Consider the following 25,578-nt stretch of genomic DNA (forward strand, 5'->3'; position numbering starts at 1 on the left):
AAGGACATAACCGAATACTGGATTCGTCAATACAACGAAGAGCGGCCACATGAATCGCTCGGAGACATGACCCCAGTCGAGTATGTCCAAAAACATTCACCCCAAGAGAACTCTACTTATGGATGGCACTAACTTGGGGAGGTTTACACTTTGACATGCAGCCTCCGTGAGTTGTCGATTAATTCAAACACGGTTATCAACGTTTTATTGATATCAGTAACAGGCCTCTCATTATAAAACCTATGGCGCATTCCACTCTATCAACCACGCCACTCTCAGACGCCTCTAAATGGCTCACAACGCCATTTTCCTTTTGACCCGATAAACGGTAGCCCGACTGAGACCGGAAACTGCCATAACGTCCTTGATGGACTCACCTTTTTTCAAGAATTCAAGGGCCTTATCGTGCTTTTTTTGATCAATCTGCTTACCTCTGAACCGACCTTCTGCTTTGGCCTTGTCAATTCCGATCTTCTGACGTTCTCTTCGGAGATTCGTTTCAAACTCGCTGAAAACCGCCAGCATCTGGACGAATGCGCGCCCTGAAGCGGTAGAGGTATCAACACTCTGATCCAGAACCTTGATGCTGGCACCCACACCTTCCAGTTGGTCAACGATATCCAGTAAATCTTTCACCGATCGTGCGAGCCTATCCAGCTTGAAAACAACCAGTGTGTCACCTTCACCAATGGCCTTAAGAATAGCAGCCAGTTCCGGGCGGTTCTTTCGGGACGTGCCAGAAGCCTTTTCTTGATAGAGTAACCCTTCAGGGTAGGCAGCAGTCAACGCTTCAGTCTGCGCCGTTAAATTTTGATCCAATGTTGAAACTCGGCTATACAGAAATATTTTTCCCATCGTGACCCCCTTCATGTTCTGGTCGAATTCAGAATATTCTCATAAGAGCTTAGAGTCAAGTGAGAACTGTCTCATATAGCATAGATATGACATATATGAGACCTATAAGGGGGCGCATAAGGTATATATCATATACCTATACTTAAACGATAAGCTGACATGTTAGACAGCCATGCACGCTAACAATAGATATCACTGATATATAACCAGTCGCATATACACACCCACCACATACCTATATCAACATATCCTTATATGACGTTGTAACCACATATACACACCTAGATATCCTCTATGACCTCAAGGCCATCATCAAGCATTGATAGTACAGCTGATAGCTGCTCTGGTGTTCTTGGTATACCATACCCCTCAGGGTAATACCTTGCGGGGTTAGGATTACGTTCTCCTGCATACACTTCTAGTATTCATATTTTTAGAATCTCATTAGTATATCAGCTAAGAGAACGATTTTCACAAAAAGATAGACCTTTCAAGACCTTGTACATTTCATCATCAACATAGGTGTTAATTACCTTACTTTTCTTCATGTTTTTTCCTCCATATTACTTCTTATGATTACCATAATAACAATTCATCCGGTTAAAGCGTACTTCGTCTCATGAATCACCATAATCCTGAGTTTGAAAACACAGACACAGCACTTTTTTCATAAACTTTCCGCAGGCCTTATCTGTAAAACCACATGTTACAGCACCGCTTTTCATGCCTGTCATTGTCCGTTGGACATGTGCTTAGATAGCAAATTGCCAACGGTTTTCAGGTGCTTCTTTTCCTCGTTTGCGAGACTGTTGAACAAGGCCTCTGCCGCTGGGTCCCCGGTGTCCCGCGCAAGGCGGATATAAAGGTCAAAGGCTTGCGCCTCGAACATCAAGGCGGTTTCGAGGGCACCTAAAGGGGTGTCCATGGTTGTCCCGAAAAGAGTCTCGAATCCGTCCTCGTCCACGCCACCTTCGAAGAGAATGATGGCAGGGGAATGTTGGAGGTCCTCGTGATCCGCTGCGGGGGCGATTTCGCGAATTCGTCTTAGAATGAGGTCGAGATGGGTCTGTTCCAGACCTGCAAGAGTCTTGAATGCACCAATCAGTTCCGGCTGATCCATCGCCTTGGCCCGGCGGCTGTAGTAGCCCCCCAGTGAAAGCTCCATGGCGTAAGCCATGCGCAGGATGTCCAAAGGAGTCTTGGCTGCGGTTCCTAGGTGCATACCTTGGGTTGGCAGGCCCACAGCCTTTTCACCGTTCCAAGCAGTGATACCTCCTAGCATGTTGAAAACGTCGGACTTGCCGTTGTTTAACAAAATTGAGGAAGCAACCATGCTACGGTTGCCACTACGACAATAGACGATCACAGGGCCGTTTTCAGAAACCTCATCAAGCCTGTCGGCCAACTGGTCTAGGGGCACAAGCCTCGCGCCGGGCAGGTGGCCTTCTTCGTATTCCCGTTCCTGTCGCACGTCCAACAGTTGGTAACTACCCACTTCATGCGCATGAAAGAAAGATTTCGCGTCATTTGTCGTGATATTCTTGATGGCTGTGTCCATTCCTCAAATCTCCTGTGTTTGTACTTCATGAGGTGGTGGGCTAGTGTGACACCCGCTCAATTTGTCGGCTTGTAATTGAATCGTCTTATCGGTGTGGACCAATTGAACGGCTTGGCCCACAGTTCGTTGTAGTTTCATTTGTACGTCATATTCTTACTGTCGTAAAACGGGATACCTTCATTCTGGATATCCCGGTCGGGTTTCGTAAAAATGTACTTCTTAAAGGCTCATCCAACTTAAGGGCGCATCATCGGAGCGAACGGGCGGATGCTTTAACCGGATGAACCTAATAAACTTCATCCACATCCTTATTTATAAAAAAAGTACTGCACAGCACCTCTATTTTGGAAATTATTTTAACAATAGTCGGACCTCAGTTCGGTTCCCATTTCAGGAACCGAATTCAAACATCAGGGGTTGACGTGGTACATGCGTTGGTACATCCTCTGGTACACGATTTCAGGGGTAACCAGCCATGGGTCTTGGATCATTCGATTTTTTGTCGATTCTCCCCGCCTCCACCATTATTTCACCCAAAAAATCCCAGCCTTTCACATAAAAGGCTGGGATTTTTCAATTGCCCTACCAGCAAATACATTTCCCCTCCCCCTATCCACACCCACAATTTTCCATTACTATGATGTAACCATGTGAACCATATTCATCCTGATAATGGAGAATTTCCATGACCCTACCTCCACTACCGAACCTACACGCACTGGCAGTATTGGCCTTGACGGCTGTTGCATTGCTCTTGTTCAGCAAAAAGAAAATTCCGCTTGAAACCTCAAGTCTGCTCATACTCCTGATCCTGACGGTTGGATTCGAAATTTTCCCTTATAAATCGGATGGCAAAACCTTCCACGCCGTAAATTTCTTTTACGGATTCGGCAACGAAGCCCTGATTGCGGTATGTGCGCTCATGATTGCCGGACAAGGAATTTTACGCACAGGCTCGTTAGACCCTATGGGCCGCCTGCTGGCCCGGGCTTGGAAGAAAAGTCCTACCATTTCATTTTTACTGACCCTGCTGCTGGGGGCATTCATCAGTGCCTTCATCAATAATGTTCCTGTGGTGGTTTTGCTACTGCCTGTCCTCATAAGCGTATCCCTGAAAACAGGATCTCCGGCTTCATCTGTACTCATGCCCATGGGCTTTTCCACTTTACTTGGCGGAACAGCTACAACCATCGGGACCTCGACCAACCTGCTGGTTGTCTCGGTCGCAGCGGATATGGGGCTGAAACGCATAGAAATGTTTGATTTCGTCTTGCCGGCAATAATCGCCGGGAGCATCGGAATTTTGTACCTTTGGCTGATCGCCCCGCGCATCATTCCAAGAATTGAGATCACTCTGACTGACCGTTCCCCACGCATGTTTACCGCCCACCTGGAAGTTACCGAGGGCAGTCCTCTGGAAGGAAGCCCCCTTTCAAAGGCATTTAAACTGACCGACAACGCCATGAAGGTTTCCACCATTGAACGCGGCGAGGGAAAACCGATATATCTGCATCCGGGGGCCATTCTGCAAGCCGGTGACCATCTGGTCATAAACGACACCCCGGAACAATTGAAAGAATTTGAAAAAATCCTGCACGGAACTTTGTACCCTGTTGGCTCAGTAGTCCCCTATGATGCCGAGCACCCTTTTAGGGCTGCTGACCAGCAAATCGCTGAAATTGTCATCTATCAAGGGTCACCGCTAAACGGGACGACATTAAAAAAGTATCATTTTGCAGAACGGACCGGCATGACACCTCTGGCAATTCACCGTTCCGGCAAAAAACTTAAACGGTACTTAGACAAGATCAGTGACATAAAACTGGAACTCGGTGATATTCTGCTGATTCAGGGACCAAGGCAAAAAATATCTGAACTCAAAAAGAATACCAAGGTATTGGTCTTGGATTCCACAATGGATCTTCCATATTCTCGAAAGACCCACCTTGCGATGAGCATCATGCTGGGAATAGTACTGACTGCTGCTTTCGGAATACTCCCCATAGCCATCAGTGCACCATGCGGGGCACTATTAATGATTCTGACCGGATGTATCACTTGGAGAGACGCCACAAGAGCCCTGAACGTGCAGGTAATTCTGATTGTTGTGACCAGTCTTGCTCTTGGCAAAGCCATGCTTATAACAGGCGGTGCGGACTTTCTGGGCAAACTCTTTGTTGCATTAAGCGGAGATGCTCCGGCAGCCATAATCATCAGCGGCCTAATGCTGCTGATGGCCGTTTTCACCAACGTCATCTCCAATAATGCGACGGCCGTAATCGGCACCCCCATAGCCCTGTCCATTGCCCGCCAATTAGACCTTGATCCGGAACCGTTCGTATTGGCGGTCCTGTTCGGAGCTAACATGAGTTTTGCCACTCCCATGGCTTACAAGACCAATCTACTGGTAATGAACGCAGGTGAATATTCATTTTCGGATTTCTTAAAAGTTGGAACCCCGCTGGTAATAATCATGTGGATAACATTATCAATTGTTCTGCCGATTATTTATCTTTAAGAAACAACAACCGACTTTTCCCAAATCTATAATACCCCCATTGACAAAAACACCTTATTAACAGATTCCATAATTGATTATTTTAAATCCAAATAAACCGTGGAGTCGTTATGCATAAGAAGCTAATTCTACTTTCAATTGTTGTCTTTTCCATCCTTAGCATGGGCGGTTGCTCAACCCGCAACGTGACCCCGCCGACTCCGTTATCTGCCTTTAACCCTGCTCTTGGCTCATTTAATGTACGTATTGTGCTTTTCCAGCTGAAAGGAAACGGCATTCCTGAACGTGTTGAGACCGGCGCACTTCCTATTGCGCAAAGTGCAATTAAAACACTGGCAGGACTGGGATATAAATATCAGCCGGACGGCGAAGTGGATTACCTTATTGAAGCCCGCGTGGGGTCTATTTCCCCTAAAGCAATGGCTCATGGCGCGCAGCAACAAGTAGGATTTTCCGACTCCTTACCATATGGTCGTACATTTAGAAGCTACCCGGTGGTCGTAAATACATGGTCACCCGGAATTGAACGCGCTAAAACCGGACCGAACACATGCTTTCTGGTAGTAGAATTACTGGTGGAAGAAAGTAACGAACAGGGACAAACTGTAATATATTCCGGCTCCCCAGATCCCATTGAAGTTCCCTACGAATTAGGTTGTCCTTTTGCCAAATGCGGACAGGGCGTGAACCAAGGTTTGACCGATTTCCTGCGTAAACGCTTTGCTCCTGCGGTTAACTAGTCCGCAAGACTTGCATTACAACCGGACTCCCTTTCAATCTACATTACCGGCAGTTTTCTCATGGAGATTCAAAATGAAAAAGTTCATTACCCTCGCTTCCTTATTGCTAATTATTGGTGGCTGCTCCTCATGGCATAATGATAATTACCCTGACCCGGCAGTGGCTAAAGCAGAATTTAAAAAAGACAGAAAGAAATGTGAAAAGCGGATAGAAGAAAAGCTCCAGATAGGTAAAGAGGATCGTTCAAGAACCATGACAACCAATAGCGCCAGATTCTCCGGCAACTACATCAGGACTAATGAGTTTGATAAATGCATGAGATCAAGGGGCTGGAGAAAAAAGTAACAGCCCTACCGATACTGACCATAAATCTTTGAAATAGTACCATCTTCCAAAAGTTTCTTGATAGCTTTATTGAACTTGGGAAGTGCGTCTTTCCTGCTGGGATGAACACGAATCATCATCGGTACTGAATTACACGGCTTACTTACGACCAACTGATCTTTGAGCTGCTCGGTCTTGATTCTGTACAAAGCGAAATCTTTATTCATGATTGCCTGATGCAAACGGTCGGCGATCAGCATCTGAATGAGCTTATTTTCACTTTTAAGTTGATGTTCTTTAATACGTCCATCCGCAAAATAGACACCAAAGACAGGATATGTGTAGCCCGCTACAGTCCCCACGGTTTCCCCTGCAAAATCTTCAGGCAAGTAAGCTGGCTGCGCATACTTGGCATTATATAAAACAATCTGTTCAGATACACCGAACGGGATACTATAAATCCCCGGCACAGAAGAATGACTCCTCCATGCGGGATTGGCCATGGGTTCAATGTCAATTTTGCCCGTTACGAATTGGTATAAAGCACGCTTATATGGAAGGCTGACAAATTCAAATGTATCCCCGGTCTCTTTAGAAAGCGCAGCAAAAATATCTTTAACTATTCCACTCTGAAAACTACTCTTTGGAAAATAGTAAGGAGGAAAGGATTCAATATAGCGCATAACACGGTAAGTCTCAGCAGCACAATCTTTAGCGAAATACGGTGTTATAATCGAAAACACAAAGACAAACCAAATCGTTATATATTTCATTTTTTGTATCCTCAAAGACACCTACAAAATCAATTTCAAATAAAATTAACTGTCCAATCATCGCCCTCTTCTATATAATACCTAATATAACAAAACAACCCTGTATGTTTTTTTTTAGACAAAACAAATAGTAATATTTTTGGTCATTAATTAATTCACACTATTTAGTTAAACACCCAACCCGCCAGTTCTTCAAGGAGATCGGATGAAACCACTCAACTCCATGTTTCGAATTAAGTTCATCGCTATATTCATCTTGCTTTTTACTACCCTGCTCGTTGCGAACCCGGCAAAAGCAATTGATTCCACCGCGTCCAATAAACTTAACATCGCGGTAATCCCTGAGCGCGGAGATCTGGACTTCTGGCATTTACTGAAAAAAGGAGCGATCAAAGCCGCCACGGACGATGGCAACATCAAAGTGCTCTGGATTAGTCCGGCCGGTTACGGAAGCTTCAAAGAGCAGAAAAAGAAACTTGAATGGTGTATTCAAAACAACGTGGATGCTGTTGTAATTTCCCCGGTGCATGGTTTAAGAATGAAGAATTCATTGAAAAGGACTATACGTAAAGGGATACCGGTAATTCAGATGGTCTCACGGATATCCAACAAAATAAAAACTGGTTACGTACATTCCGATAATTTCAAAGGCGGGGCACTGGCCGCAGAATACCTGCATAAAAAATTAAACGGTTCCGGGGCTGTGGTGCTGGGCATGTTCACCAAAGGTAATTCCCCGGTGAATAGACGAATTGAGGGCTTTAAACATCAATTAAAAGAGTCCGGTTCCAAGCTGAAAGTAGCCAAGGCCATTTATGTAGGCAAACAACTGGACAAAGACTCCTCCAAGATTCGTGTAGCCATGTATGGTAACGACAATCCAAGCAGGAAAAAGAAAATCAATGCCGTAATCGGCTTTAATGAAAGCAGCAGTGAAATCCTTCTTAAGACTCTTGATCAATTGAATAAACGTAAAGGAATGGCTTTTGTGGCCTTCAATCCGGACCCGCAAATGATCAGCGAGATTAACCAAGGTACAATTTCCGCCGGAATAGCGCAGGACCCGTATGAAATAGGACGAATCGCTGTTACCCAAGCTGCAATGGCTGCAAGAGGACAAAAAATACCAACAGAAACCACAACTAAAGTATATTTAGTAACAAAGGACAATCTATTACAACCAAAAATACAGGAAGTCTTAGGTCTGACGGAACGCACCCCGTAGCCGTTCAAATTTAGCAGAGCAAGTGTGCTGCAAATGTCCTGCATAACACAAACGATATCATGAAAAACTAAGCCCCTTGCTGCCATGTAACAGCAAGGGGCTTTTTCTATTTTCACTTAAGTAGAAACAACATTAATCTCCGCTTCACTGCTCCCGGACATTGCGGACATAAATTCAGCAAAAGCTGCCCTGCTACCCAGCACAGCCCGTTTCCCCTTCAAATATCCGGGCTTTGATCCTGTAAGCGGACATCCTTCAGTGTCATCCACCGTGTTTCCTGTATGGATACGCACATAAGATCGATTCGGGACGCCTTTAATCGTCCACAACTTCCGCCCCTTGGAAGGGGAAAATTCAAGCTTTAATGGATACCGCCCTTCGGGAATACATGAAACATCCTGCCTGTTCCCGCGCCAAGGCTCCTCAAGGGTCCAGCAAATGGATTTACCATCTACAAGCAGCCCTCCCAGAGTTGCTTCATCCCCTGATTCAACACGTATTAATTCTACTTTTCTCATACGCAAACCTTCTTTTTAAAGTTAAGCAATCAATTGCAATCATTCCCTAGCCTAACTTTATCTTTAAAAAGAAGGCGGACCGAACACAGCTTGACAATGTCCAGCTCTCCGCTCAGCAGCCGAAATCACTCAGTCCTCTGCTCTGAACAAGTACAGGGTAAGCATAAAAAGAAAGATCCCGGCGACTCCAAATAAGCTTTGCGGTCCGCTGACATAAGCCATAACTCTAATTCCGCTACCCCACAGGAAAATCGTGAATGAGCTTAAAATAAGCATAGACCATGCACATACATGGTTGCGGGCAGCAAAGAGTTCGCGCAATCGCGGCAATGCGTTATGCAAAAGCAGCCATATCAACCATGTTACAAACGTTCCCCCGATCAAAAAAGCCCACCATGGAGAAAGATACATGCCTTGATTAAACCGCCCCACATCGCCATGATCAGCAAAAGCACGCATATAGATGTATGCAACAAGTTCCATGAGATTGACCACTGCCATCCAGTAAGCACCGTGAAATAACCATCTTCTCCGCAGCCTGCCCGAAATCATCAGAAACAAACAGATTACGGTCACAATGGAATGCATAATCAACGGGCTGAACCCGATAAATGCGCCATGCAAATCGTGCCCCTGCGCAAAAATACGTGTATAATCAACACCCTCGTCCCAGCCGGTCATCATGATCGGATTACCCCAGACAATATCCAGCGGACTTTTCATCTCACCCAGCAGAGAAGCCATGGTGCTATGCGTAAATTCATGTACCACAACCATGCAGGATTGCAGGACCATAATGGTCGCAACGGATATGCCCAGATAACGCGCGGCTTGTGTATACTTGTGAGGGTTTTCCATACTTTTATTGTACGTGATTGAAGGTGGAGGGCAATAAAAAATCCCAGCCTTTCACAGCCAACATACGTGACGTTAAATATAGAACATCTTTAACGTTGCATTTTGGTATATGATAACTTAATTTATCCCTTCGGAATTACCAACCTTCTAGCTACAAAAATAATCCATGATTACACAATATAAACACATCTCAGCACTTACAGACGAAGATAAATCAAATGGTTCAGAAAGCCTGAATTCCATTCTCACTTCATGGACAGATATCAAAAGTAATATTTCCCAAGACCTCGACACCCTGAAAGATTTTAACGAAAAGCTCGCTCGCAGTTGGAGCATTGAAACTGGCGTGATCGAAGGGATATACACCCTTGACCAAGGCACCACAGTTACCCTTATCGAACACGGCTTTGCCAGCGGTCTGGTTGCTCACGATGCCAGTAACCTAGACGAAAAAGAACTTTACGAAATACTTAATGACCAAAAAGAAGCGTTGGATTGGGTTTTTGATTTTGTAAAAGAAGAAAGAAAATTAACGACTTCATACATCAAAGAACTTCACGCCCTTTTGACTAACAGTCAGCACAGCTTGACCGTGGTCACTCCTGACGGGAAAAGCGAAAAAAGAGCTTTCGAACAAAAAGGAACTTGGAAAACCCAGCCCAACAACCCGCAACAACCTGATGGTACTGTTTTTCACTATTGCCCCCCTGAACAAGTAGCGCAGGAAATGGACAACCTCGTTGAGTGGTACGAAGAATACAGCAATTCCGACATCCCTCCGGAAGTATTAGCCGCATGGCTGCATCACCGCTTTGTGCTTATTCACCCTTTTCAGGATGGAAATGGTCGTGTTGCCCGTGCGTTGGCATCACTGGTATTTATTAAAGCAGGTTTATTCCCTCTGATTGTTGAGCGGGGAGAACAACGCAAGCAGTATATCGATGCTTTGAAAAAAGCAGATGCCGGAGAACTGAAGCCATTAAGTGATTTTTTTGCTGAATTGCAAAGTAGTATTGTTTACAGGGCTATTGATTTGGCTAGGGCGGCAAGTACATCACCCAATATCGCTACTGAGATTTTTGCTCATAAATTGAAAGAAAAAGAATTTATAGCGGGAAGGGCCAATGTATTAAACACAATTGCTTCTAAAATAAAACAATACACAGACTCACTGTTAAAGCCATATGCGAAAGAACTTTCTGATCAATTAAAAAAAATACATACAGACTATAATGCACAAATAAATATACCATATGCTGAAGACGAGTTTATCGTTCAAATCAAACAAGCCTTCGCACACAGGCCGGATTTAAAAACAGAGTGCGAAGAAATGATAATGAGCGGATTACTTATTGATGAGCATAATAAGAATTGGATACTCTTTGTTGCATTTCCTCTAGCTACTGAAACAAAAAAATTTGCAACAATTGCTTTTTTAATTGAAGACTTATCTGATAAAAACTATCCGTATTATTCAGACATTCAACTTATAACTTTTAGCCCATTTATTTACTTAGCCGATCACAACTTCGAAGAGATTAAAACCAAATACAAAGAATGGTTCGACACAGCCATAACCCTCTGCTTAGCCAGCCTAGAAAAAAGAGTCTCAGGCTAATACCGAAAATCCCCGCCCTTCGTATAGAAAGGCGGGGATTATTTGATGATATCTAGAACTCCAAATTAAAATTCAAACAACAACCCTACCCCCACTCAACCCGTCTCACCCGCGCCTCGCCACGCTCAACCGTACGCTGATATTTTACAGCGGGCTTGCCGAAAAGCATGGCGTAACCGATTTCGTGATCTTCGGGGATGCCGAGCTTTTCTTTCAGGTCCGGGAGGACGGATTCGACTACGCGCCGTAGCAGCCCGTTCCAGAGAGTGCCGATCTTCATGGACTGGGCCATAAGCTCGAAGTAGGAAAGAAAAATTGTCATATCCGCAGTCCGGCTGGGGGCACTCTGCGGAGCCGAAACAATTATAAAATGCGGTGCATCACGTAAAAGGATATCCACACTGTTTTCCTTCATCTGCTGGCAGACCATCTTGAATAGATTCACCACATATGGAATTTCAGAAATTTCATCTTTAAGGGCATCTTCAAGCCGATCATAGATTTCATCTCTGAATTTCTTTACTGAATCCGGGTCATCCATGAGGGTAATATGTACACTGCGAGAATTTACTCCTGTGGGGGCATGCCATGCAGTATCGAGCAATTTCTGAATCCTTTCCGGCTCAAGAGGTTCCGGCTTGTACGAACGGATTGAACGACGCCCCTTGATGAGAGTTGCCATCATGTCTTCACCCGGAAGATTGCCTTTTAGCGGGCTAGATCCTTCCGGGGAATGTCCGAGAATGGAGATGGCACCTGCGGGACAAACCGCAAGACAGTGCAGACACTCAAAACAGCGTTGCTCATCCACAATTTTCGGGTACTCATCAAGTTCGATGATTCCATGGAAACAATCCTGGGCACACAGCCCGCAAAGAACGCAGAGCTCTTCATTTACTGAAAAATCCAACATATCTACCCCACAGATTTAACTCTTAATTCAAACCACAGAAACTGAATGACCCTGCCCTTTCATATCAGACAATGGAATCGATTGTGTTTCAAAATCCAACTGATAATCATTTCTAAAACATCTCCCCTTACTCCAACTTCCTGCGATCTCTGCCATGACAAAAGATGACTTGCCAAGATCAACAACCTCATAAATCCTGCACTCAAGAGACAACGGCGCGGCTTCAAGCATGGGAACATTTCCAAGCTTCCCATGAAAGCTAACACATCGGCTGTCACAACACTTATTATTTTCAGACAATGAGTTACCAAGTCCGAGACAATTCAAAATCTTACCGGAAAACAAATTCAGGCTAAAGCTTCCTTCTTCCATAATCCGGGCATGCAGCTCACTGCCTTTTTCAATTTCGATTGCAGCAAGGGAAAGCTTGCCGTTAATACGCGGCTCTGCTGCCAAGGGGAGGTAATCAGGACGACCATCCACATGACCGCCCAGCAAAGTATGAGAAATTCCCATTCTATATTCCTACTTATTCCATAAACTTTTTGCCAATTTTAAATCCACTGCCGACCACACCACCAATCCCCCTGTACTCACGGGTAGCGTGCGCAAAAACAATGGGATTAACCGCGCCCATCATGGGCATACCTTTCTCATTAAGAATATCCTCATCAGCCTTGATGCCGACAATTTCACCCACAAACTGGGTATGTAATCCCAGTTCAACAGTCTCAACAACCTTGCACTCAAAAATGAGCGGAAATTCTTCCACATACGGAGCATCCACAACATCGGAACGGACCGGAGTCAGTCCGGAAACAGCAAACTTGTCGCTATTTTTTCCACTGGCAATCCCGAAATAATCTGCTTCCGCAGCATGCTTGGCGGAAGGAATAGAAACAGTATACGCGCCGCGTTCCATGATGGAGCCATAGGTGTAAGTGGCCTTACGCAATGAAACAGTCAGCATGGGAGGGGCAGAACAACAGATACCACCCCAGGCAATGGTCATAACATTGGGCTTGCCGTTTTTATCGTAGCTTCCAACGCACCAGACCGGGGTCGGCATGGCAAGAGTGTTAGGTTTGATTGATTGTTTCATTTCATTCTCCTATTTTTTCAAGCATAGTCCAAAATTTTAATTGCGGACACTCTTCAGCTAATCCTGCAACAGCATCATGAACCTTGCGCATAGGTTCACTATCCATATGCATCCTGTATGATGCCTCTGAAGTAAAATGTCCATAAAGCATAAACATGGCAGGATCATCTTTATCCTGATGCAGATGATAGATGAGTAGACCTTCCTGCCCGGAACATTCGCACACCCCCCTCTCAAGCACTTTCTTTAACTCATTCTCAGATTCGGGTTTAGACTTGATACGGGCAGTCAGAATAAAATTATCCCTCCAAAGCATAACACTAACCTTTATTTTTCTATACTATCTATTTGTTGGACAGAAAATGATGGATTGCGCACTCATCTGCCCATTCCTGATTTTATAATTGAACCATCCTCAAAACCACATCCACAGGAAAGATGAACATAACACTGTAACATCCACGACTTTTGTCGTAGATATTAAGAATTAAAAAAGGAGAAATGAAGGAAAGACACAATATCTTCAATAGATTTGGACATCTATTGTTTGACTTGCTAGTATTTCATTTAAGTAAATTAATATTGAATTTGTATTGAGCATAAAGAGATGAAAATTAGCTTCAAAAACGTATTAAAAATTATTTTTTTACTCTGTGCTGTTTCTACTTTTTACACGCATCCAGCACACGCAAAAAAAGATACCATAGTCATTACATATAATGATTTCTGGCCACTTTTCTGGACGGAAGAGAACGGAACCAGATCCGGAATTTTCTATGAAATTGTGTCTGAAGCCATGAACCAGCTAAACATTAAGATCAAATGGGAATCTTATCCATGGACCAGATGTCAAAGCTATGTAAAATCAGGCATGGCTGATGGAATTATGACTGTTCCTACCGATGAAAGAAGCACGTATACAGAGACCCACCCAACTCCGTTTTATCATTCGTACACCCAAATATTCACTTATAAGGGACACCCTAAAAAGCAGATTATGGATAGCATTAAAAACCCGGAAGATATTAAAAATGCTGGTCTGACAGTAATTACATACCTTGGAAACGGGTGGAACGAAAACAATATTAAGCCACTAGGCATAACAACGCATGAAGCCTATAAAGCTGATAATATATGGCCCATGCTGGCTCATAAACGAGGGGATATTGTAATTGAATGGCCTCTGGCGGCATTGTCCGAAATCAAAAAACAAAATCTATCAAAAGAGATTTTACTTACAAATGGGACAATGACATCAATGCCGTTTCACCTGCTGATCAGCAAAAAGAGCAAGTATTTAAGCACACTGCCCGAATTCGATGAAATTATTCAAAAAATGATTGCAGACGGAACAATAGAACACATTATCCAAAAATACACTCAGCAAAATATGCGAGAGCATTAGCCCTGCACGAAAAGCCTTAAACTCTCCTGTCTAAAGAGAAGCAATACCCTCACGCAAAGCATATAGCGTAGCCTCCACGCGGTTAGCCAGATGCAGCTTGGAAAGAATGCTGGTCATGTGGGTACGTACAGTAGCTTCACTGACAAACATATCCGCAGCAATAATCTTGTTACTCTTACCCTTGGCTACCAGCTTGAGGGTATCGAGCTCACGCGGGGTAAGCGGATCAGGTGTCGGTGTATCAGCCTCTTCACCGGGCTGGGAAAGTTCGGAAAGCACCTTACGGGCAATGTCCGGAGCTAGAGAAGGTTCACCGCGATGCACCCGGCGGATGGCTTCAAGCAATTCATCCGGGGTGGAATCCTTAAGCAGATAGCCCATAGCCCCGGCCTTGATTGCCGGGAAAAGCTTATCATCAGTGGCAAAGCTGGTCAGGGCGATAATCCGGCCCGGAAGTTTACGATCCCTGATCTCGCGGATGGCCTGAATACCATCCATGACCGGCATAAGCATATCCATGAGAACAATATCAGGGGCAAGTTCAGCTGTAAGCTCAACAGCCTCCTGACCGTTGGCAGCCTCGCCGACAACTTCAATATCATCAAAACCACCCAGAAAACTGCGCACGCCGATACGTACTATATCGTGGTCATCAACCAGCAGAACTTTAATCACATCACTCATCTCCGCCTCCATGTCCTTCATCAAAAACTTTCACAGTCAGCACAGTGCCATTTTCTGGTTCACTGCTTATATCAAGATCAGCACTGATCCGCTCAGCCCTCTCACGAATACCACGCAAGCCCATACCGCCAGTGGGCAGAGTTGCGAGATCGAACCCCTGACCGTCATCAATAATCTGAACGATTGTCTCGCCCTCAGCAAAATCGACCTTCACAGTAACAGATTCAGCTTTGGAATGCTTGGTGGAATTGTTCAGGGCCTCAATGGCGATGCGGAAAAGCTCTTCTTCCACCCGCAGGGGCAGACGCCTTTCATCACCCTCCACAAAAAGATCGGCTCCCAAACCGGAACGAATTTCAACAGAATTCAAACGAGCCTGAATGGCTCCCACCAGCCCCTCGCTTTCAAGTTCCGGCGGATGCAGGTCAAAAATAAGAGAACGCATATCCCGCATGCCCTGCTGAGCCATTCCCTGTAAAGCCTTAAGTTGCTCAATAGCTGAAGATTCTTTACCGGATTCCAAGGAACGCGCTGCGGCATCAGAACAAAAAGTAATGGCATAAAGTGCCTGAGTCACAGAATCGTGCAGCTCGCGGGCCAGCCTCTGGCGTTCACCCTGGACGACCAATTTTTCGCTCTGCTCAAACATGCGGCGATTACGCAGGGCTAAAACCGCCTGAGCAGCAAACATTTCCATAATGCGCATATCCGCATGATCAAACCCACCGCTCTTGTTGGAAATCATAAGCAATCCCAGCTTTTTATTACCTTCCAATAAAGGAACAATCATCAGGGTATGCACTTCGTCACTGCGCTCAGCTTCGGGAATTTCACTCTGGGCATCGCGCACAATTGTGGTTTCGCCTGCCTGAAAAGCACTCCCGTAATAAGTTGTCTCCACCGGGTAATATTCCATGGGACATTTTGGCGAACCGGAGCTGCATACACAATGCAGGGAATCTCCCTCCAACAACATTAAAGCACTGCCCATACCGTTAACAATGGCCCGGGCTTCGTCAGTAATAAGGCTGAGTACACTACCATTTTTGCCCTCGGGACTCTGCAAAAGCACATTGGCCACCCGGCGCAGACTTTCACTTTCCATGAGCTGGCGTTTTGTCTGACGTGCAGCTGCGGCACTTTCAATGGCAACAGCCACAGTATTCAAAATTCCACCGATAAGCTCAGTTGTGGCTTCATCAAATGTGAATCCCGGCTGATCGGATGAGACAAGGGCCACCCCGACCATGCGGTCACTGTTAGTAATATGAAATAACGAAGCACTACCGGAACGCACTGCTTCGGGCAGGATATCCGCAAAAGAAGAGCTGGCCCGGTTTGAGGAACAAAATCCGTAACTTTTGCCATCAACACTGCTGAGAGTACTACCGGAGGGGCAAAGCCTTAAGCCCTGCAAAGCACTTTGGCATTCCTTAGATCCATAACCGAATCCGGCACAGGGAGCGAGTCCGCCACTTTCCGGGTTGACCAGAAAAATAGTGCAACAGCCACCCGCAACAGTCCCCGCCAGAACCTCAGCCAATTTGCTTAAAACCTCATCCGGATCAAGGGCACTGGTGACGGTTCGTGATGCTTCCAGCAAAAGTTTATTGCGCACATGCTCTGCATTAAGCCGTGAAAGAAGCATGCCGGAATAACGGTCGGTGGTCAGGATTATCACCTCAACATAAAATGCTTCCAGCTCTTCAAGAAAAGCAATGTATTCATCATGATCAGTATAAAAACTACGTCCGGCAGAAATAAAAGTCCGCTTACCGAGCATGGTTCCTTCAACAACGTCGCGAATCCCCATTCCCCGGTCAAGTTTGATGCTGGCGCAGCTATTGAAATAACTCTTCATAGGCCCCAGATCACCACGGGTAAAGCACTCAAGAGTCATGAATGCCCCGGATCCGGCCATACGCTTACGCTCATCATGATCTACATTGCCATACCAGCGGGGCTGATGCTTCAGCAACAGTGCTACAAAATTCTCGGAAACACTATCCATGTCGTTAAGCAGGAATTCGCCGATCTCTTTTAATTTATCATTCTTCATAGTTAATCTCCGGCCAACTCCGCTCACACGGTCCAGCCCTGAAATTCAATTCTTAAGTCATCTTCTAGCACAGTCAAAGTATGGGGTAATCAGATAAAAGGATGAAAACTTATTTCCTTGTCCCGCCACCAGTTGTAACTTGATTTCCGCCTTTCTTTAGGCTTTACTAAGCCGCCAAAACTTAAAGCCTTACTTCAAAAGCACAAGGAAATTGTAATGAAAAATAAAACTGTCCTGATAACCGGCGGCAACAAAGGGATCGGCCTTGAACTAACTGATGTTTTCATAGCAGACGGAGCCGATGTAATCGTAGCAGCCCGCGATTTCTCAAACTTCAAACACAATGACCACCCGCAGGTAAGAACGGAAACCTACGATTTTACAAACGTAGCCGGTATCCCGGAATTCATTAACAGCCTGCCGGCAATCGACGTACTCATCAATAATGCCGGAGTCATGTATGCGACCGCCTATGATGAATACACAGCTGAAGATGTTGAAAAAGTCCTCAAGATCAATATTGAGGCTCCGGTAGCCTTGATTACTGCCGTGTCTAAATCAATGAAAGAGAATAAGTACGGACGAATTGTTAACAATGCATCCATTGCCGGTCAAATCGGGCACCCTGATGTCTGGTACGGTATCACCAAAGCCGGAGTCATCAACATGACCAAGAGCTTTGCCAAAATCCTCGGCCCGCACGGAATCGTTGTTAATGCGGTTGCTCCCGGTCCTATTGAGACAGACATGCTCGATTCAATTCCCCAAGCACGCCGGGATGCAATCAAAGCTGCGGTTTACACAGGCCGCTTCGGTAAACCTGAAGAAGTGGCTTCTGCCATGCATTGGCTGGCTACTGACTGCCCGGAATACATCAACGGCACCTGCATCGACATCAACAACGGTTCCTTTCCCAGATAACTTAAAATCCGGGGAAATCTTAAAATTTCCCCGGACTCACTTGATTTAAATCCTGACCTTCATCAGCACCACTTCAGGTCTGGCAGTGGTACGCAACGGCGGCCCCCAGAAGCCGACACCGCAACTCACATAATAATGAGTATTGCCCTTTCGATAAGCCCCGTATTCCTCTTCATAAATACGCTTCACAACCAGATTGAATGGAAAGAGCTGCCCGTTATGAGTATGTCCGGAGACCTGCAAAGCCACGTTGCTCTGCTCAGCTTCTTCAAGATGATGTGGAGTATGGTCCATTAAAAGAATCGGCAACTCATTGTCCTTGGGAATCACATTCTTTAGTGCGTAACGTATGCCATGACTACGTAGGTTAGCGAAATCATTACGTCCCACCAGCAAAAAACGACCATCCACCACCGTAGAACTATCCCCTAGAATCTGTACGCCCTGAGCTTCCAGCATACGCCGGGACCAGCCGTTACCTAAATAATATTCATGATTGCCCAGCACAGCAAACTTGCCCAGCGGTGCTTTGATGCGAGCCAGCTCTTCAGCCGCCCCGGTAAATTCACAATCATGATCATCCAAGACGTCACCGACCATAAGCACTATGTCCGGGTTCAGGGAATTAACCAGATTAACAACCGCCCCCACGCGATCACGAGTCATGAGCTTTCCGGCATGCAGATCTGAGAACATAACAATACGATACTCTTTTGCATCATTGCCGCCTTTGGAAAGATCGTAATCAACTTCCTTAACCACTGGGGAAGTGGCATTAATAAATCCCCCCACGGTCATCACAATGGAAATCAGACAAAGCGCGGCAAATATTTTCAGCCTGGGAACCTTAATCCCATTGCCCAAAATTTTCATACCCCAGCGGATCGGCTCAAAGCACAGCCCAACCGGAACCATACAAGCAATAATAGCCGCCCAGCTGTAGCCAGCTCCCTGCATCAAAATCTTGAGCAGATACGGCAGGTAATCCGGGGAAAAAATAGTAATCGGCAGGACAAGAGTCATCACATCAGTAGCGATGAGCACTCCGCGCTTAATCTTCGGGTTATCAACCAACAACCTGCATATCCAGAGCCGGATATACAGATAAAAAGCAATATAAGTAAGTGTGGCTCTTACATAAAAAGACATATTCCGCCTGATGTTTTTTATTTTAATGTTAGACTAAACCGACATTATACTAAGCAGGGGCCGCTGTAAAAACATCAGACTTTGCTCGTATTCAAATAAAAAAGGCTGCACCCAAACGGTACAGCCTTTCGTTAAATACACACTAGATGGTGCTTTATCGATAGTCTGGCCTACTAAACATCCAGCACGTCAGCCATGTCGTAGAGCTTGCCGGGCTTCTGATCCTTGAGCCAGCGTGCGGCACGCAGTGCACCCTGTGCAAAAGTTTCACGGGAATGAGCACGGTGGGTAACCTCGATGCGTTCACCGGGTCCGAGGAAGTATGCGGTATGGTCGCCCACAACGTCACCGCCGCGAACAGCCATTACGCCAAGTTCATCCTTGGTTCTTGCGCCGATGATGCCGTCACGGGAATGCTTCTTCACTTCATCGTAAACAAGGCCGCGAGCTTCAGCCATGCATTCAGCCAGCTTAAGCGCGGTTCCGCTGGGGGAATCCACTTTTTTATTATGATGAATTTCGGTCATTTCCATATCATAAGCGGGTCCGAGCATACGTACCAGTTCGGGCAGGATTTTAAGCAGCACGTTCACGCCCACACTCATATTCGGAGCGAGAAAAACCGGAACTTTCTTGGCAAATTCTTCCACCTGCGCAATCTCTTCATTGGTCATACCGGTAGTACCGATAACAACCGGATTGCCGGTAACAGCAGCGGTTTCCAGAAGTTTCAAAGTCGCTGCCGGAGCGGTAAAATCCACAATTACTGCACCGGGAACCTTGGTCAGTACTTCCTGTGCATCGGTACCGCAGACGCAGCCCAGAGATTCAAGCCCCTCTTCGCAGCCGGAACGTTCCATGACTGCTGCAAGTTTCAAATCATCGCTCTGCTGTATGCAGCGGACAAGTGTGTCGCCCATGCGACCCTTCGCGCCAATAATTACTACGTCAGTCATAGTTAGCTCCTATAAAATTTGATGCGCTTCGCGCTTTTATTGATATGATTTTGCCTCCGGCGGCTTAAACCCTTTTTGGAAAAAGGGTTTAAGAATCCCAAAAACTTTTAGTTCGGCTTCGCCGCTGGGGGGGCTTAAATTTTGCGTTAGTCAGCTTTTACTATATCCATAAAATCTGCTTCAGGCATAATCTCAACGCCCTTGGCCTTAGCACCCTCAATCTTCTTGGCTCCAACCCTGCTGCCACAGACTAGAAAATCGGTTTTGCCGGTAACAGAAGTCTGTACTTTTGCACCAAGCCGTCTAGCCATAGCCTGCATCTCTTCTCTGGAGCCCTGCTCCATTTTTCCGGTAAAAACGATACCTTTCCCGGTAATGGGACTTTCCATGGATTCGGTCTCGGCAACCAGCGGGGTACGCCGCAGATTGAAATCAAACTCAAGCATGTGCAAGATGGTTTCTTTAATCGCTGCGATGCCTTTGGTAACTGAATGACTAGTGAGATCACCAAAACCGTGCAGCTCGATAAGCTGCTCCTGCTTGACGCTTACCACATCTTCCAACTTGAAATGACCCAGCAGTTTACGACTATCAGCCTTACCCAAATCGGGAATCCCGAATGCTGCAAGAAAACGCCAATCGTCCGTTTCCTTGGTCTTGCTGATGTAAAGTGCTTCCGCAAGGTTGGTGGACTGCACCGGGCCGAAACCCAGTTTCTGGAAATCATCTTCGGCCATGGTATAAACGGATTCAAGAGAATTATTCCCGGCTTTGACCAGCTTGGCGATAGTTTTCTTACCAAACCAATCAGCATTGCCGAGAGTCTTGAACCAGTATTCCAACCGCTGTTCCACTCGAGCCGGACAGCTGAAATCAGGACATTTCAAAAAATCGTTCTGCCAGAAAAGTTCTGCACCGCATGAAGGACATTCAGCGGGTAATTCCACATCCTGCGCAGGCTTAATTACCTCTTCCAGCTTGGGAATAACCTCGCCACTGCGGATAATCCGAATAGTCGCGCCGATGCCGATAGACTGGTCTCGCAACATTCCAGCATTATGTGCGGTAACATTACGGATAGTGGCCCCGGAAACGGAGACAGGTTTAACTTCCATGACCGGAGTAACCGCGCCCATGCGGCCCACCTGCCAGCGGATGCCTTCAACCTCAGTAACCGCAGATTCGCCCTTCTTCTTAATGGCGATCTGCCAGCGGTAGTGATGGGCTGTAGCTCCAAGACGTTCCTGCAAATCGGTGTTCATCACCTCAGCAACCATGCCATCCAGCGGGTAATCAGCAGATTCCCAGAGTTCATCGGTAATTTCCCAAACCCGACTGACCAGTTCCTCTCCATCCACAACTTTCTTAGGCAAAGTGCTGTAAGGAACAAAACGTACAGCCTCATCCTGCAAAGCCTGTTTGGAAGCTTCATTCACTTTGTCCGAAGTGATGATACCCACAACCATGTTACGCGGATGTTCAAAGGAATCAACAAGGTGTTCAGCAAAATAATCAAGGCTGCAAACAATCTCGCCCACGCCCTGACCACGTCCGCCAACAGCGATAACGCCTTTAGCAAAAGCACTGGAAATTTCATAACCCACCTCACCGTTACCACGGGTGGCAAAGACTTTCCCATCATCACGGGCGGCCAGACCGTCCAGTTTGGGAGTAATCCGGTAAGTAACTTCCTTGATACCCATAGCTTTTGCTTCCTTTTCCACACGGGAAACAAATCGCTCAAGCTCTTCGGTCGTATACGCTTTCTCGGTAGATAGCATAGGCCGCGGATGGCGCACCTCAACCTTTTCGCTGAAATTTTCAGGCTCAACGTTAGTCAAGAACCGGTTCTCAGGATCAAGGTCACGCAGTTGCTCAGTCAGTTCATCATAACGAGCATCGCTGATGGTCGGCATACCACGGCGGTATGCTTCGTTATGCTTCTCGAGAAGCGCAACCAAGTTTTTGATTTCTTTATTTTTATTTTTCACAATTATCTTTATTTTGATGCGCTACGCGCTTTTTATGGAAGGAGTAAGCCTCCGGCAACTGGGGAAGGAAAACTTTTGCAAAAGTTTTCCTTCCCCAGACCCCATCCTTTCAAAACCTTTTAATAAGCTTCGCATATAGCGCACTAAAACGCCCTTCGAATAAAACAAAAGGCGAAGCCCTAATAAAAGTTTTGGAAGAGTCCAGAGAAACTTTTTCCAAAAAGTTTCTTTGGTCCCCGAAGGGCCGCCGGAGGCAAAAATTCTTACAAAATTTTACTGATAGCGGAAAGGTCGGTTAGCTTGCCGACTGTGAGCAGGGTATCGCCTGCTTCGATGACTTCCTTGGGACCGGGATTGAAAACCATTTCACCGTTGCCTTTACGGATGGCGATAATAATCAGATTGAAACGTGGCCGAATCTTGGATTCGATCAGATCAAGACCCACAAGTTCGGAAGTATCGGTAACGAAAAGCTCTTCCATCTGCAAGTCGATTTTACCGCGCATGGCAATATCGAGAAAGTTTGTCACTGTGGGCCGCAATACGGACTGGGCCATGCGGATTCCGCCGATGGTGTGCGGTAGCACGACACGGTCGGCCCCGGCAAATTCGAGTCTGGAAATACTGGTGGTATCATTACCACGGGCAATGATATTCACATTGATATTTGACTGCCGGGCAATCAGGGTAACGTAAACGTTGGCAGCTTCATCAGAAAGAGCGGCGATCAGAGTTTTGGCATTATCCAACCCAGCCAGCTTAAGAATTTCATCACTTGTTGCATCACCTTCAATACAGGCTATTCCGGCAGCTTCCATCTGGGCAATCAGATCGGGATTATTTTCAATTACAACAATTTCCAAACCTTCATCCATGACCTCTTTGGTCACAATGGCACCGATCCTGCCGTATCCGCAGACAATGATATGATCCCTGAGTTTTCCGATTGTCTTCTGCATCCTGCGTCTCCCTAAAATTGCCTGCAAACGCCCTTCCACCAACAACTGGGAAAAAGCACCGATCAAATATGCAAAACCACCCACACCGCCGAGAATAAGAATGGAGGTAAACAGCCTGCCCTGATCGGACAGGGGTAATACTTCCATGAACCCTACAGTGGAAAGGGTGATAACAACCATGTAGAAGCTGTTCAGTAAATTCCACCCCTCAAGCCACATGTAACCGACAATTCCGCTGATAAAGACGAGCGTCATGTAAATGAAACCGGAGATAAGTCCCCAGAACATCCCAAAATCACGCCTTAAGCGGAGCAGCTTCACGAATATGGATTTGGATTTCATTCCTGACAGTCCAGGTTGATTGTTAACCTACAGATTTTATCCGAGACTTAGAATCTTCTCCCGCAAGACCTGAATACGGTCACGCAGTTCGGCAGCCTTCTCAAATTCAAGTTCTGCCGCATATTTGCGCATATCCCTTTCAAGCTTACGAACTTCTTTTTCCATTTTTGCGGGATCAAGTCCATACTCGGCAGCTTCTTCAGCTGCAATCTTGACCTCACCGCCCGACCAGTTGTCAGAGTACAATGTTCCCAGCATATTATCCAGTGATTTAGCAATGGTCTGGGGCACGATACCGTGAGCCTCGTTGTACTCGACCTGTTTGGCGCGGCGGCGGTAGGTTTCATCCATAGCCGTGCGCATGGATTTGGTAACATTATCCGCATAAAGAATGACCCGCCCTTCGGAGTTACGGGCCGCGCGACCAAAGGTCTGAATCAGGGAACGGGTGGAACGCAGAAATCCTTCCTTGTCTGCATCCAGTATGGCAACAAGGGAAACTTCAGGGATATCAAGTCCTTCGCGCAGCAGGTTAATCCCCACAAGAGCAACAAATTCTCCTGCACGTAAAGACTGGATAATCGCCATACGCTCCATGGTGTCGATATCCGAGTGCAGATACTTGGCTTCCACACCCATCTGGTTGAAATAATCAGTCAGATCTTCGGACATACGCTTGGTCAGGGTAGTGATCAAAACCCGCTCACCACGCTTCTCGCGTTCCTTGCATTCAGCCAGCAGATCGTCCATCTGTCCCTTGACCGGACGGACCTCGATCTCAGGATCAAGCAGCCCGGTGGGACGAATGATCTGTTCCACCACCAGCCCTTCTGCCCGTTCCATTTCCCAAGGTCCGGGAGTTGCGGAAACATAAACGGTTTGCCCAATTTTGTCGAGAAATTCATCAAAGCATAACGGACGGTTATCAAGAGCAGAAGGCAACCTGAAGCCGAAATTTACCAACGTGGTTTTACGCGAGCGGTCACCGTTATACATGGCTCCGACCTGCGGCACGGCGATATGTGATTCATCCATGAAAAGAAGAAAATCATCCGGAAAGTAATGAATCAGAGTTGCCGGAGGATCACCCTCCTTACGCCCGTCCAAATGTCGGGAATAGTTTTCGATTCCATTACAGTAACCGATCTCCTCGATCATCTCCAGATCATACATGGTGCGCTGTTCAATGCGCTGCGCTTCCACCAATTTGTTGTCATTCTTATAGCTGACCAAGGTATCGGTGAGTTCGTTGCGAATCTCTTCACGCGCACGCTCAAGGTTATCCTGATCGGATACAAAGTGACTGGCCGGATAGATGACCGTTTTGCGCCTGCGCCCGGTAACCTCACCGGTCAAGGGGTCGGTTTCAAGGATGGAATCAATCTCATCACCGAAAAATTCAATGCGCAAAGCCTGTTCGCGGGCGTAGGCCGGGATGATTTCGATCACATCCCCGCGCACCCTAAATGTACCGCGATGGAAATCATAATCATTGCGCTCGTACTGCACTTCCACAAGCTTATCCATAAGTGCTTCCATGGACATTTCCTGCCCCTCTTCCACCGGAATGATCATCTTGGCGTAGAATTCGGGCGAACCGAGACCGTAGATGCAAGAGACAGAGGCCACGATAAGCACGTCACGCCGGGTCAGCAGAGCATGGGTTGCTGAATGGCGGAGTTTATCGATGTCGTCATTAATGGACGAATCCTTTTCAATATAAGTGTCGGAATGCGGAAGGTATGCTTCCGGCTGATAATAGTCGTAATAACTGACAAAATATTCAACAGCATTATTCGGGAACAGGGCCTTGAATTCATTGAAAAGCTGAGCCGCAAGAGTCTTGTTGGGAGCCATAACCAGCGTGGGACGGTTCAATTCCTTGATCACGTTGGCCATGGCAAATGTTTTACCAGTACCCGTGGCTCCGAGCAGAATCTGATCCTGCACGCCGTGCTTAATATTTTCGACCATCTGCTTAACCGCTTCGGGCTGATCGCCCTTAAGGGTATAGTCGCTGACAAGCTCAAAATTGTTCGCCATTATACTGGTTTCCCGACTTGTGCTGTTAAATTAAAATAGTTATGTTAAGTTGATAAACAAGCTGAC

Annotated in this window: 24 protein-coding genes; 8 read left to right on the forward strand and 16 right to left on the reverse strand. The window is 46.2% G+C overall.

Features of this window, described 5'->3' with window-relative positions; all coding sequences use genetic code 11:
* Positions 1–132 (forward strand): integrase core domain-containing protein (locus FMS18_RS11915; RefSeq protein WP_163294810.1); only part of this gene is annotated, 132 nt, incomplete at its 5' end.
* A 162-nt stretch (positions 133–294) separates the two neighbouring features.
* On the opposite strand, the gene FMS18_RS11920 is transcribed toward FMS18_RS11915, so the two are convergent.
* Positions 295–855 (reverse strand): recombinase family protein, encoded by a 561-nt coding sequence (locus FMS18_RS11920; RefSeq protein ID WP_163294812.1) that lies wholly within the window; start codon positions 853–855, stop codon positions 295–297.
* Between the two features lie 730 nt (positions 856–1,585).
* Entirely contained in the window at positions 1,586–2,350 is a 765-nt protein-coding gene (locus FMS18_RS11925) for a rhodanese-like domain-containing protein (RefSeq protein WP_163294814.1), read from the reverse strand.
* Between the two features lie 748 nt (positions 2,351–3,098).
* Between FMS18_RS11925 and FMS18_RS11930 the strand changes: the two genes are divergently transcribed.
* The 3 genes from FMS18_RS11930 (at position 3,099) to FMS18_RS11940 (ending at position 6,017) form a co-directional block, all read left to right on the forward strand.
* Positions 3,099–4,931 carry an SLC13 family permease gene (locus FMS18_RS11930; protein WP_163294816.1) on the forward strand — a complete coding sequence of 611 codons (1,833 nt, stop codon included), beginning with the start codon at positions 3,099–3,101 and terminating at the stop codon, positions 4,929–4,931.
* Between the two features lie 110 nt (positions 4,932–5,041).
* The gene (locus FMS18_RS11935; protein WP_163294818.1) at positions 5,042–5,671 is read left to right on the forward strand and encodes a hypothetical protein; all 630 of its coding nucleotides are present in this window, start codon (positions 5,042–5,044) and stop codon (positions 5,669–5,671) included.
* A 73-nt stretch (positions 5,672–5,744) separates the two neighbouring features.
* Complete coding sequence (locus tag FMS18_RS11940) at positions 5,745–6,017, forward strand: hypothetical protein (RefSeq protein WP_163294820.1); 273 nt, start codon at positions 5,745–5,747, stop codon at positions 6,015–6,017.
* Between the two features lie 5 nt (positions 6,018–6,022).
* Here the strand turns inward: FMS18_RS11940 and FMS18_RS11945 are convergent, their stop codons facing one another.
* Positions 6,023–6,769: an ABC transporter substrate-binding protein gene (locus tag FMS18_RS11945; RefSeq protein WP_163294822.1), complete on the reverse strand. Its 747-nt coding sequence runs from the start codon at positions 6,767–6,769 to the stop codon at positions 6,023–6,025.
* Positions 6,770–6,974: 205 nt separating this feature from the next.
* Between FMS18_RS11945 and FMS18_RS11950 the strand changes: the two genes are divergently transcribed.
* Positions 6,975–7,994, forward strand: coding sequence for a substrate-binding domain-containing protein (locus tag FMS18_RS11950; protein ID WP_163294824.1), 1,020 nt, complete (start codon positions 6,975–6,977; stop codon positions 7,992–7,994).
* Positions 7,995–8,110: 116 nt separating this feature from the next.
* Here FMS18_RS11950 and FMS18_RS11955 read toward each other — a convergent pair whose 3' ends face one another.
* Together FMS18_RS11955 and FMS18_RS11960 are read right to left on the reverse strand one after the other, a co-directional pair.
* On the reverse strand, positions 8,111–8,512 hold the full coding sequence (locus tag FMS18_RS11955; RefSeq protein ID WP_163294826.1) for a DUF5675 family protein: 402 nt from the start codon (positions 8,510–8,512) through the stop codon (positions 8,111–8,113).
* Positions 8,513–8,641: 129 nt separating this feature from the next.
* Positions 8,642–9,370 carry a hypothetical protein gene (locus FMS18_RS11960; RefSeq protein WP_163294828.1) on the reverse strand — a complete coding sequence of 243 codons (729 nt, stop codon included), beginning with the start codon at positions 9,368–9,370 and terminating at the stop codon, positions 8,642–8,644.
* A gap of 166 nt (positions 9,371–9,536) precedes the next feature.
* Here FMS18_RS11960 and FMS18_RS11965 point away from each other — a divergent pair, with 166 nt between their 5' ends.
* Positions 9,537–10,988 carry a Fic family protein gene (locus FMS18_RS11965; protein WP_163294830.1) on the forward strand — a complete coding sequence of 484 codons (1,452 nt, stop codon included), beginning with the start codon at positions 9,537–9,539 and terminating at the stop codon, positions 10,986–10,988.
* 85 nt (positions 10,989–11,073) lie between these two features.
* On the opposite strand, the gene FMS18_RS11970 is transcribed toward FMS18_RS11965, so the two are convergent.
* The 4 genes from FMS18_RS11970 to FMS18_RS11985 are packed head-to-tail and all read right to left on the reverse strand — an operon-like array spanning position 11,074 to position 13,319.
* Positions 11,074–11,901, reverse strand: coding sequence for a nitroreductase family protein (locus tag FMS18_RS11970; protein ID WP_163294832.1), 828 nt, complete (start codon positions 11,899–11,901; stop codon positions 11,074–11,076).
* 27 nt (positions 11,902–11,928) lie between these two features.
* Positions 11,929–12,417: a flavin reductase family protein gene (locus FMS18_RS11975; protein WP_163294834.1), complete on the reverse strand. Its 489-nt coding sequence runs from the start codon at positions 12,415–12,417 to the stop codon at positions 11,929–11,931.
* Positions 12,418–12,430: 13 nt separating this feature from the next.
* Positions 12,431–13,003, reverse strand: coding sequence for a flavin reductase family protein (locus FMS18_RS11980; protein ID WP_163294836.1), 573 nt, complete (start codon positions 13,001–13,003; stop codon positions 12,431–12,433).
* A gap of 1 nt (position 13,004) precedes the next feature.
* Positions 13,005–13,319 (reverse strand): putative quinol monooxygenase, encoded by a 315-nt coding sequence (locus FMS18_RS11985; RefSeq protein WP_163294838.1) that lies wholly within the window; start codon positions 13,317–13,319, stop codon positions 13,005–13,007.
* 291 nt (positions 13,320–13,610) lie between these two features.
* Between FMS18_RS11985 and FMS18_RS11990 the strand changes: the two genes are divergently transcribed.
* Positions 13,611–14,408, forward strand: a complete 798-nt coding sequence (locus FMS18_RS11990) for an ABC transporter substrate-binding protein (RefSeq protein WP_163294840.1) — start codon at positions 13,611–13,613, stop codon at positions 14,406–14,408.
* A 30-nt stretch (positions 14,409–14,438) separates the two neighbouring features.
* On the opposite strand, the gene FMS18_RS11995 is transcribed toward FMS18_RS11990, so the two are convergent.
* Positions 14,439–15,092: a response regulator transcription factor gene (locus FMS18_RS11995; protein WP_163294842.1), complete on the reverse strand. Its 654-nt coding sequence runs from the start codon at positions 15,090–15,092 to the stop codon at positions 14,439–14,441.
* Positions 15,085–17,151 (reverse strand): GAF domain-containing sensor histidine kinase, encoded by a 2,067-nt coding sequence (locus FMS18_RS12000; protein ID WP_163294844.1) that lies wholly within the window; start codon positions 17,149–17,151, stop codon positions 15,085–15,087. The genes FMS18_RS11995 and FMS18_RS12000 overlap by 8 nt, the downstream gene beginning before the upstream one ends.
* A gap of 216 nt (positions 17,152–17,367) precedes the next feature.
* On the opposite strand from FMS18_RS12000, the gene FMS18_RS12005 reads away from it, so the two are divergent.
* Positions 17,368–18,072: an SDR family NAD(P)-dependent oxidoreductase gene (locus FMS18_RS12005; RefSeq protein WP_163294846.1), complete on the forward strand. Its 705-nt coding sequence runs from the start codon at positions 17,368–17,370 to the stop codon at positions 18,070–18,072.
* A 45-nt stretch (positions 18,073–18,117) separates the two neighbouring features.
* Here FMS18_RS12005 and FMS18_RS12010 read toward each other — a convergent pair whose 3' ends face one another.
* The 5 genes from FMS18_RS12010 to uvrB form a co-directional block, all read right to left on the reverse strand.
* On the reverse strand, positions 18,118–19,221 hold the full coding sequence (locus FMS18_RS12010) for a metallophosphoesterase (RefSeq protein WP_163294848.1): 1,104 nt from the start codon (positions 19,219–19,221) through the stop codon (positions 18,118–18,120).
* Between the two features lie 173 nt (positions 19,222–19,394).
* The gene (gene dapB, locus FMS18_RS12015; RefSeq protein ID WP_163294850.1) at positions 19,395–20,177 is read right to left on the reverse strand and encodes a 4-hydroxy-tetrahydrodipicolinate reductase; all 783 of its coding nucleotides are present in this window, start codon (positions 20,175–20,177) and stop codon (positions 19,395–19,397) included.
* 146 nt (positions 20,178–20,323) lie between these two features.
* On the reverse strand, positions 20,324–22,168 hold the full coding sequence (locus FMS18_RS12020; RefSeq protein WP_163294852.1) for a BRCT domain-containing protein: 1,845 nt from the start codon (positions 22,166–22,168) through the stop codon (positions 20,324–20,326).
* Positions 22,169–22,431: 263 nt separating this feature from the next.
* On the reverse strand, positions 22,432–23,469 hold the full coding sequence (locus FMS18_RS12025) for a TrkA family potassium uptake protein (RefSeq protein ID WP_163294854.1): 1,038 nt from the start codon (positions 23,467–23,469) through the stop codon (positions 22,432–22,434).
* A gap of 36 nt (positions 23,470–23,505) precedes the next feature.
* Positions 23,506–25,512, reverse strand: a complete 2,007-nt coding sequence (uvrB, locus tag FMS18_RS12030; protein ID WP_163294856.1) for an excinuclease ABC subunit UvrB — start codon at positions 25,510–25,512, stop codon at positions 23,506–23,508.
* Positions 25,513–25,578: the final 66 nt, after the last annotated feature.

Source organism: Desulfovibrio sp. JC022, from assembly GCF_010470665.1.
In the GTDB taxonomy this organism is placed as follows: domain Bacteria; phylum Desulfobacterota; class Desulfovibrionia; order Desulfovibrionales; family Desulfovibrionaceae; genus Maridesulfovibrio.

Coding starts and splice junctions, on each gene's coding strand:
- uvrB (WP_163294856.1), bottom strand. CDS start 25,512: ATGGCGAACAATTTTGAGCTTGTCAGCGACTATACCCTTAAGGGCGAT.
- FMS18_RS11985 (WP_163294838.1), bottom strand. CDS start 13,319: ATGCTTTGGAGGGATAATTTTATTCTGACTGCCCGTATCAAGTCTAAA.
- FMS18_RS11935 (WP_163294818.1), top strand. CDS start 5,042: ATGCATAAGAAGCTAATTCTACTTTCAATTGTTGTCTTTTCCATCCTT.
- FMS18_RS11920 (WP_163294812.1), bottom strand. CDS start 855: ATGGGAAAAATATTTCTGTATAGCCGAGTTTCAACATTGGATCAAAAT.
- FMS18_RS11995 (WP_163294842.1), bottom strand. CDS start 15,092: ATGAGTGATGTGATTAAAGTTCTGCTGGTTGATGACCACGATATAGTA.
- FMS18_RS11945 (WP_163294822.1), bottom strand. CDS start 6,769: ATGAAATATATAACGATTTGGTTTGTCTTTGTGTTTTCGATTATAACA.
- FMS18_RS11955 (WP_163294826.1), bottom strand. CDS start 8,512: ATGAGAAAAGTAGAATTAATACGTGTTGAATCAGGGGATGAAGCAACT.
- dapB (WP_163294850.1), bottom strand. CDS start 20,177: ATGACTGACGTAGTAATTATTGGCGCGAAGGGTCGCATGGGCGACACA.
- FMS18_RS11975 (WP_163294834.1), bottom strand. CDS start 12,417: ATGGGAATTTCTCATACTTTGCTGGGCGGTCATGTGGATGGTCGTCCT.
- FMS18_RS11965 (WP_163294830.1), top strand. CDS start 9,537: ATGATTACACAATATAAACACATCTCAGCACTTACAGACGAAGATAAA.
- FMS18_RS11980 (WP_163294836.1), bottom strand. CDS start 13,003: ATGAAACAATCAATCAAACCTAACACTCTTGCCATGCCGACCCCGGTC.
- FMS18_RS11930 (WP_163294816.1), top strand. CDS start 3,099: ATGACCCTACCTCCACTACCGAACCTACACGCACTGGCAGTATTGGCC.
- FMS18_RS12005 (WP_163294846.1), top strand. CDS start 17,368: ATGAAAAATAAAACTGTCCTGATAACCGGCGGCAACAAAGGGATCGGC.
- FMS18_RS12025 (WP_163294854.1), bottom strand. CDS start 23,469: ATGAAATCCAAATCCATATTCGTGAAGCTGCTCCGCTTAAGGCGTGAT.
- FMS18_RS11990 (WP_163294840.1), top strand. CDS start 13,611: ATGAAAATTAGCTTCAAAAACGTATTAAAAATTATTTTTTTACTCTGT.
- FMS18_RS11960 (WP_163294828.1), bottom strand. CDS start 9,370: ATGGAAAACCCTCACAAGTATACACAAGCCGCGCGTTATCTGGGCATA.
- FMS18_RS11970 (WP_163294832.1), bottom strand. CDS start 11,901: ATGTTGGATTTTTCAGTAAATGAAGAGCTCTGCGTTCTTTGCGGGCTG.
- FMS18_RS12010 (WP_163294848.1), bottom strand. CDS start 19,221: ATGTCTTTTTATGTAAGAGCCACACTTACTTATATTGCTTTTTATCTG.
- FMS18_RS11940 (WP_163294820.1), top strand. CDS start 5,745: ATGAAAAAGTTCATTACCCTCGCTTCCTTATTGCTAATTATTGGTGGC.
- FMS18_RS11950 (WP_163294824.1), top strand. CDS start 6,975: ATGAAACCACTCAACTCCATGTTTCGAATTAAGTTCATCGCTATATTC.
- FMS18_RS12000 (WP_163294844.1), bottom strand. CDS start 17,151: ATGAAGAATGATAAATTAAAAGAGATCGGCGAATTCCTGCTTAACGAC.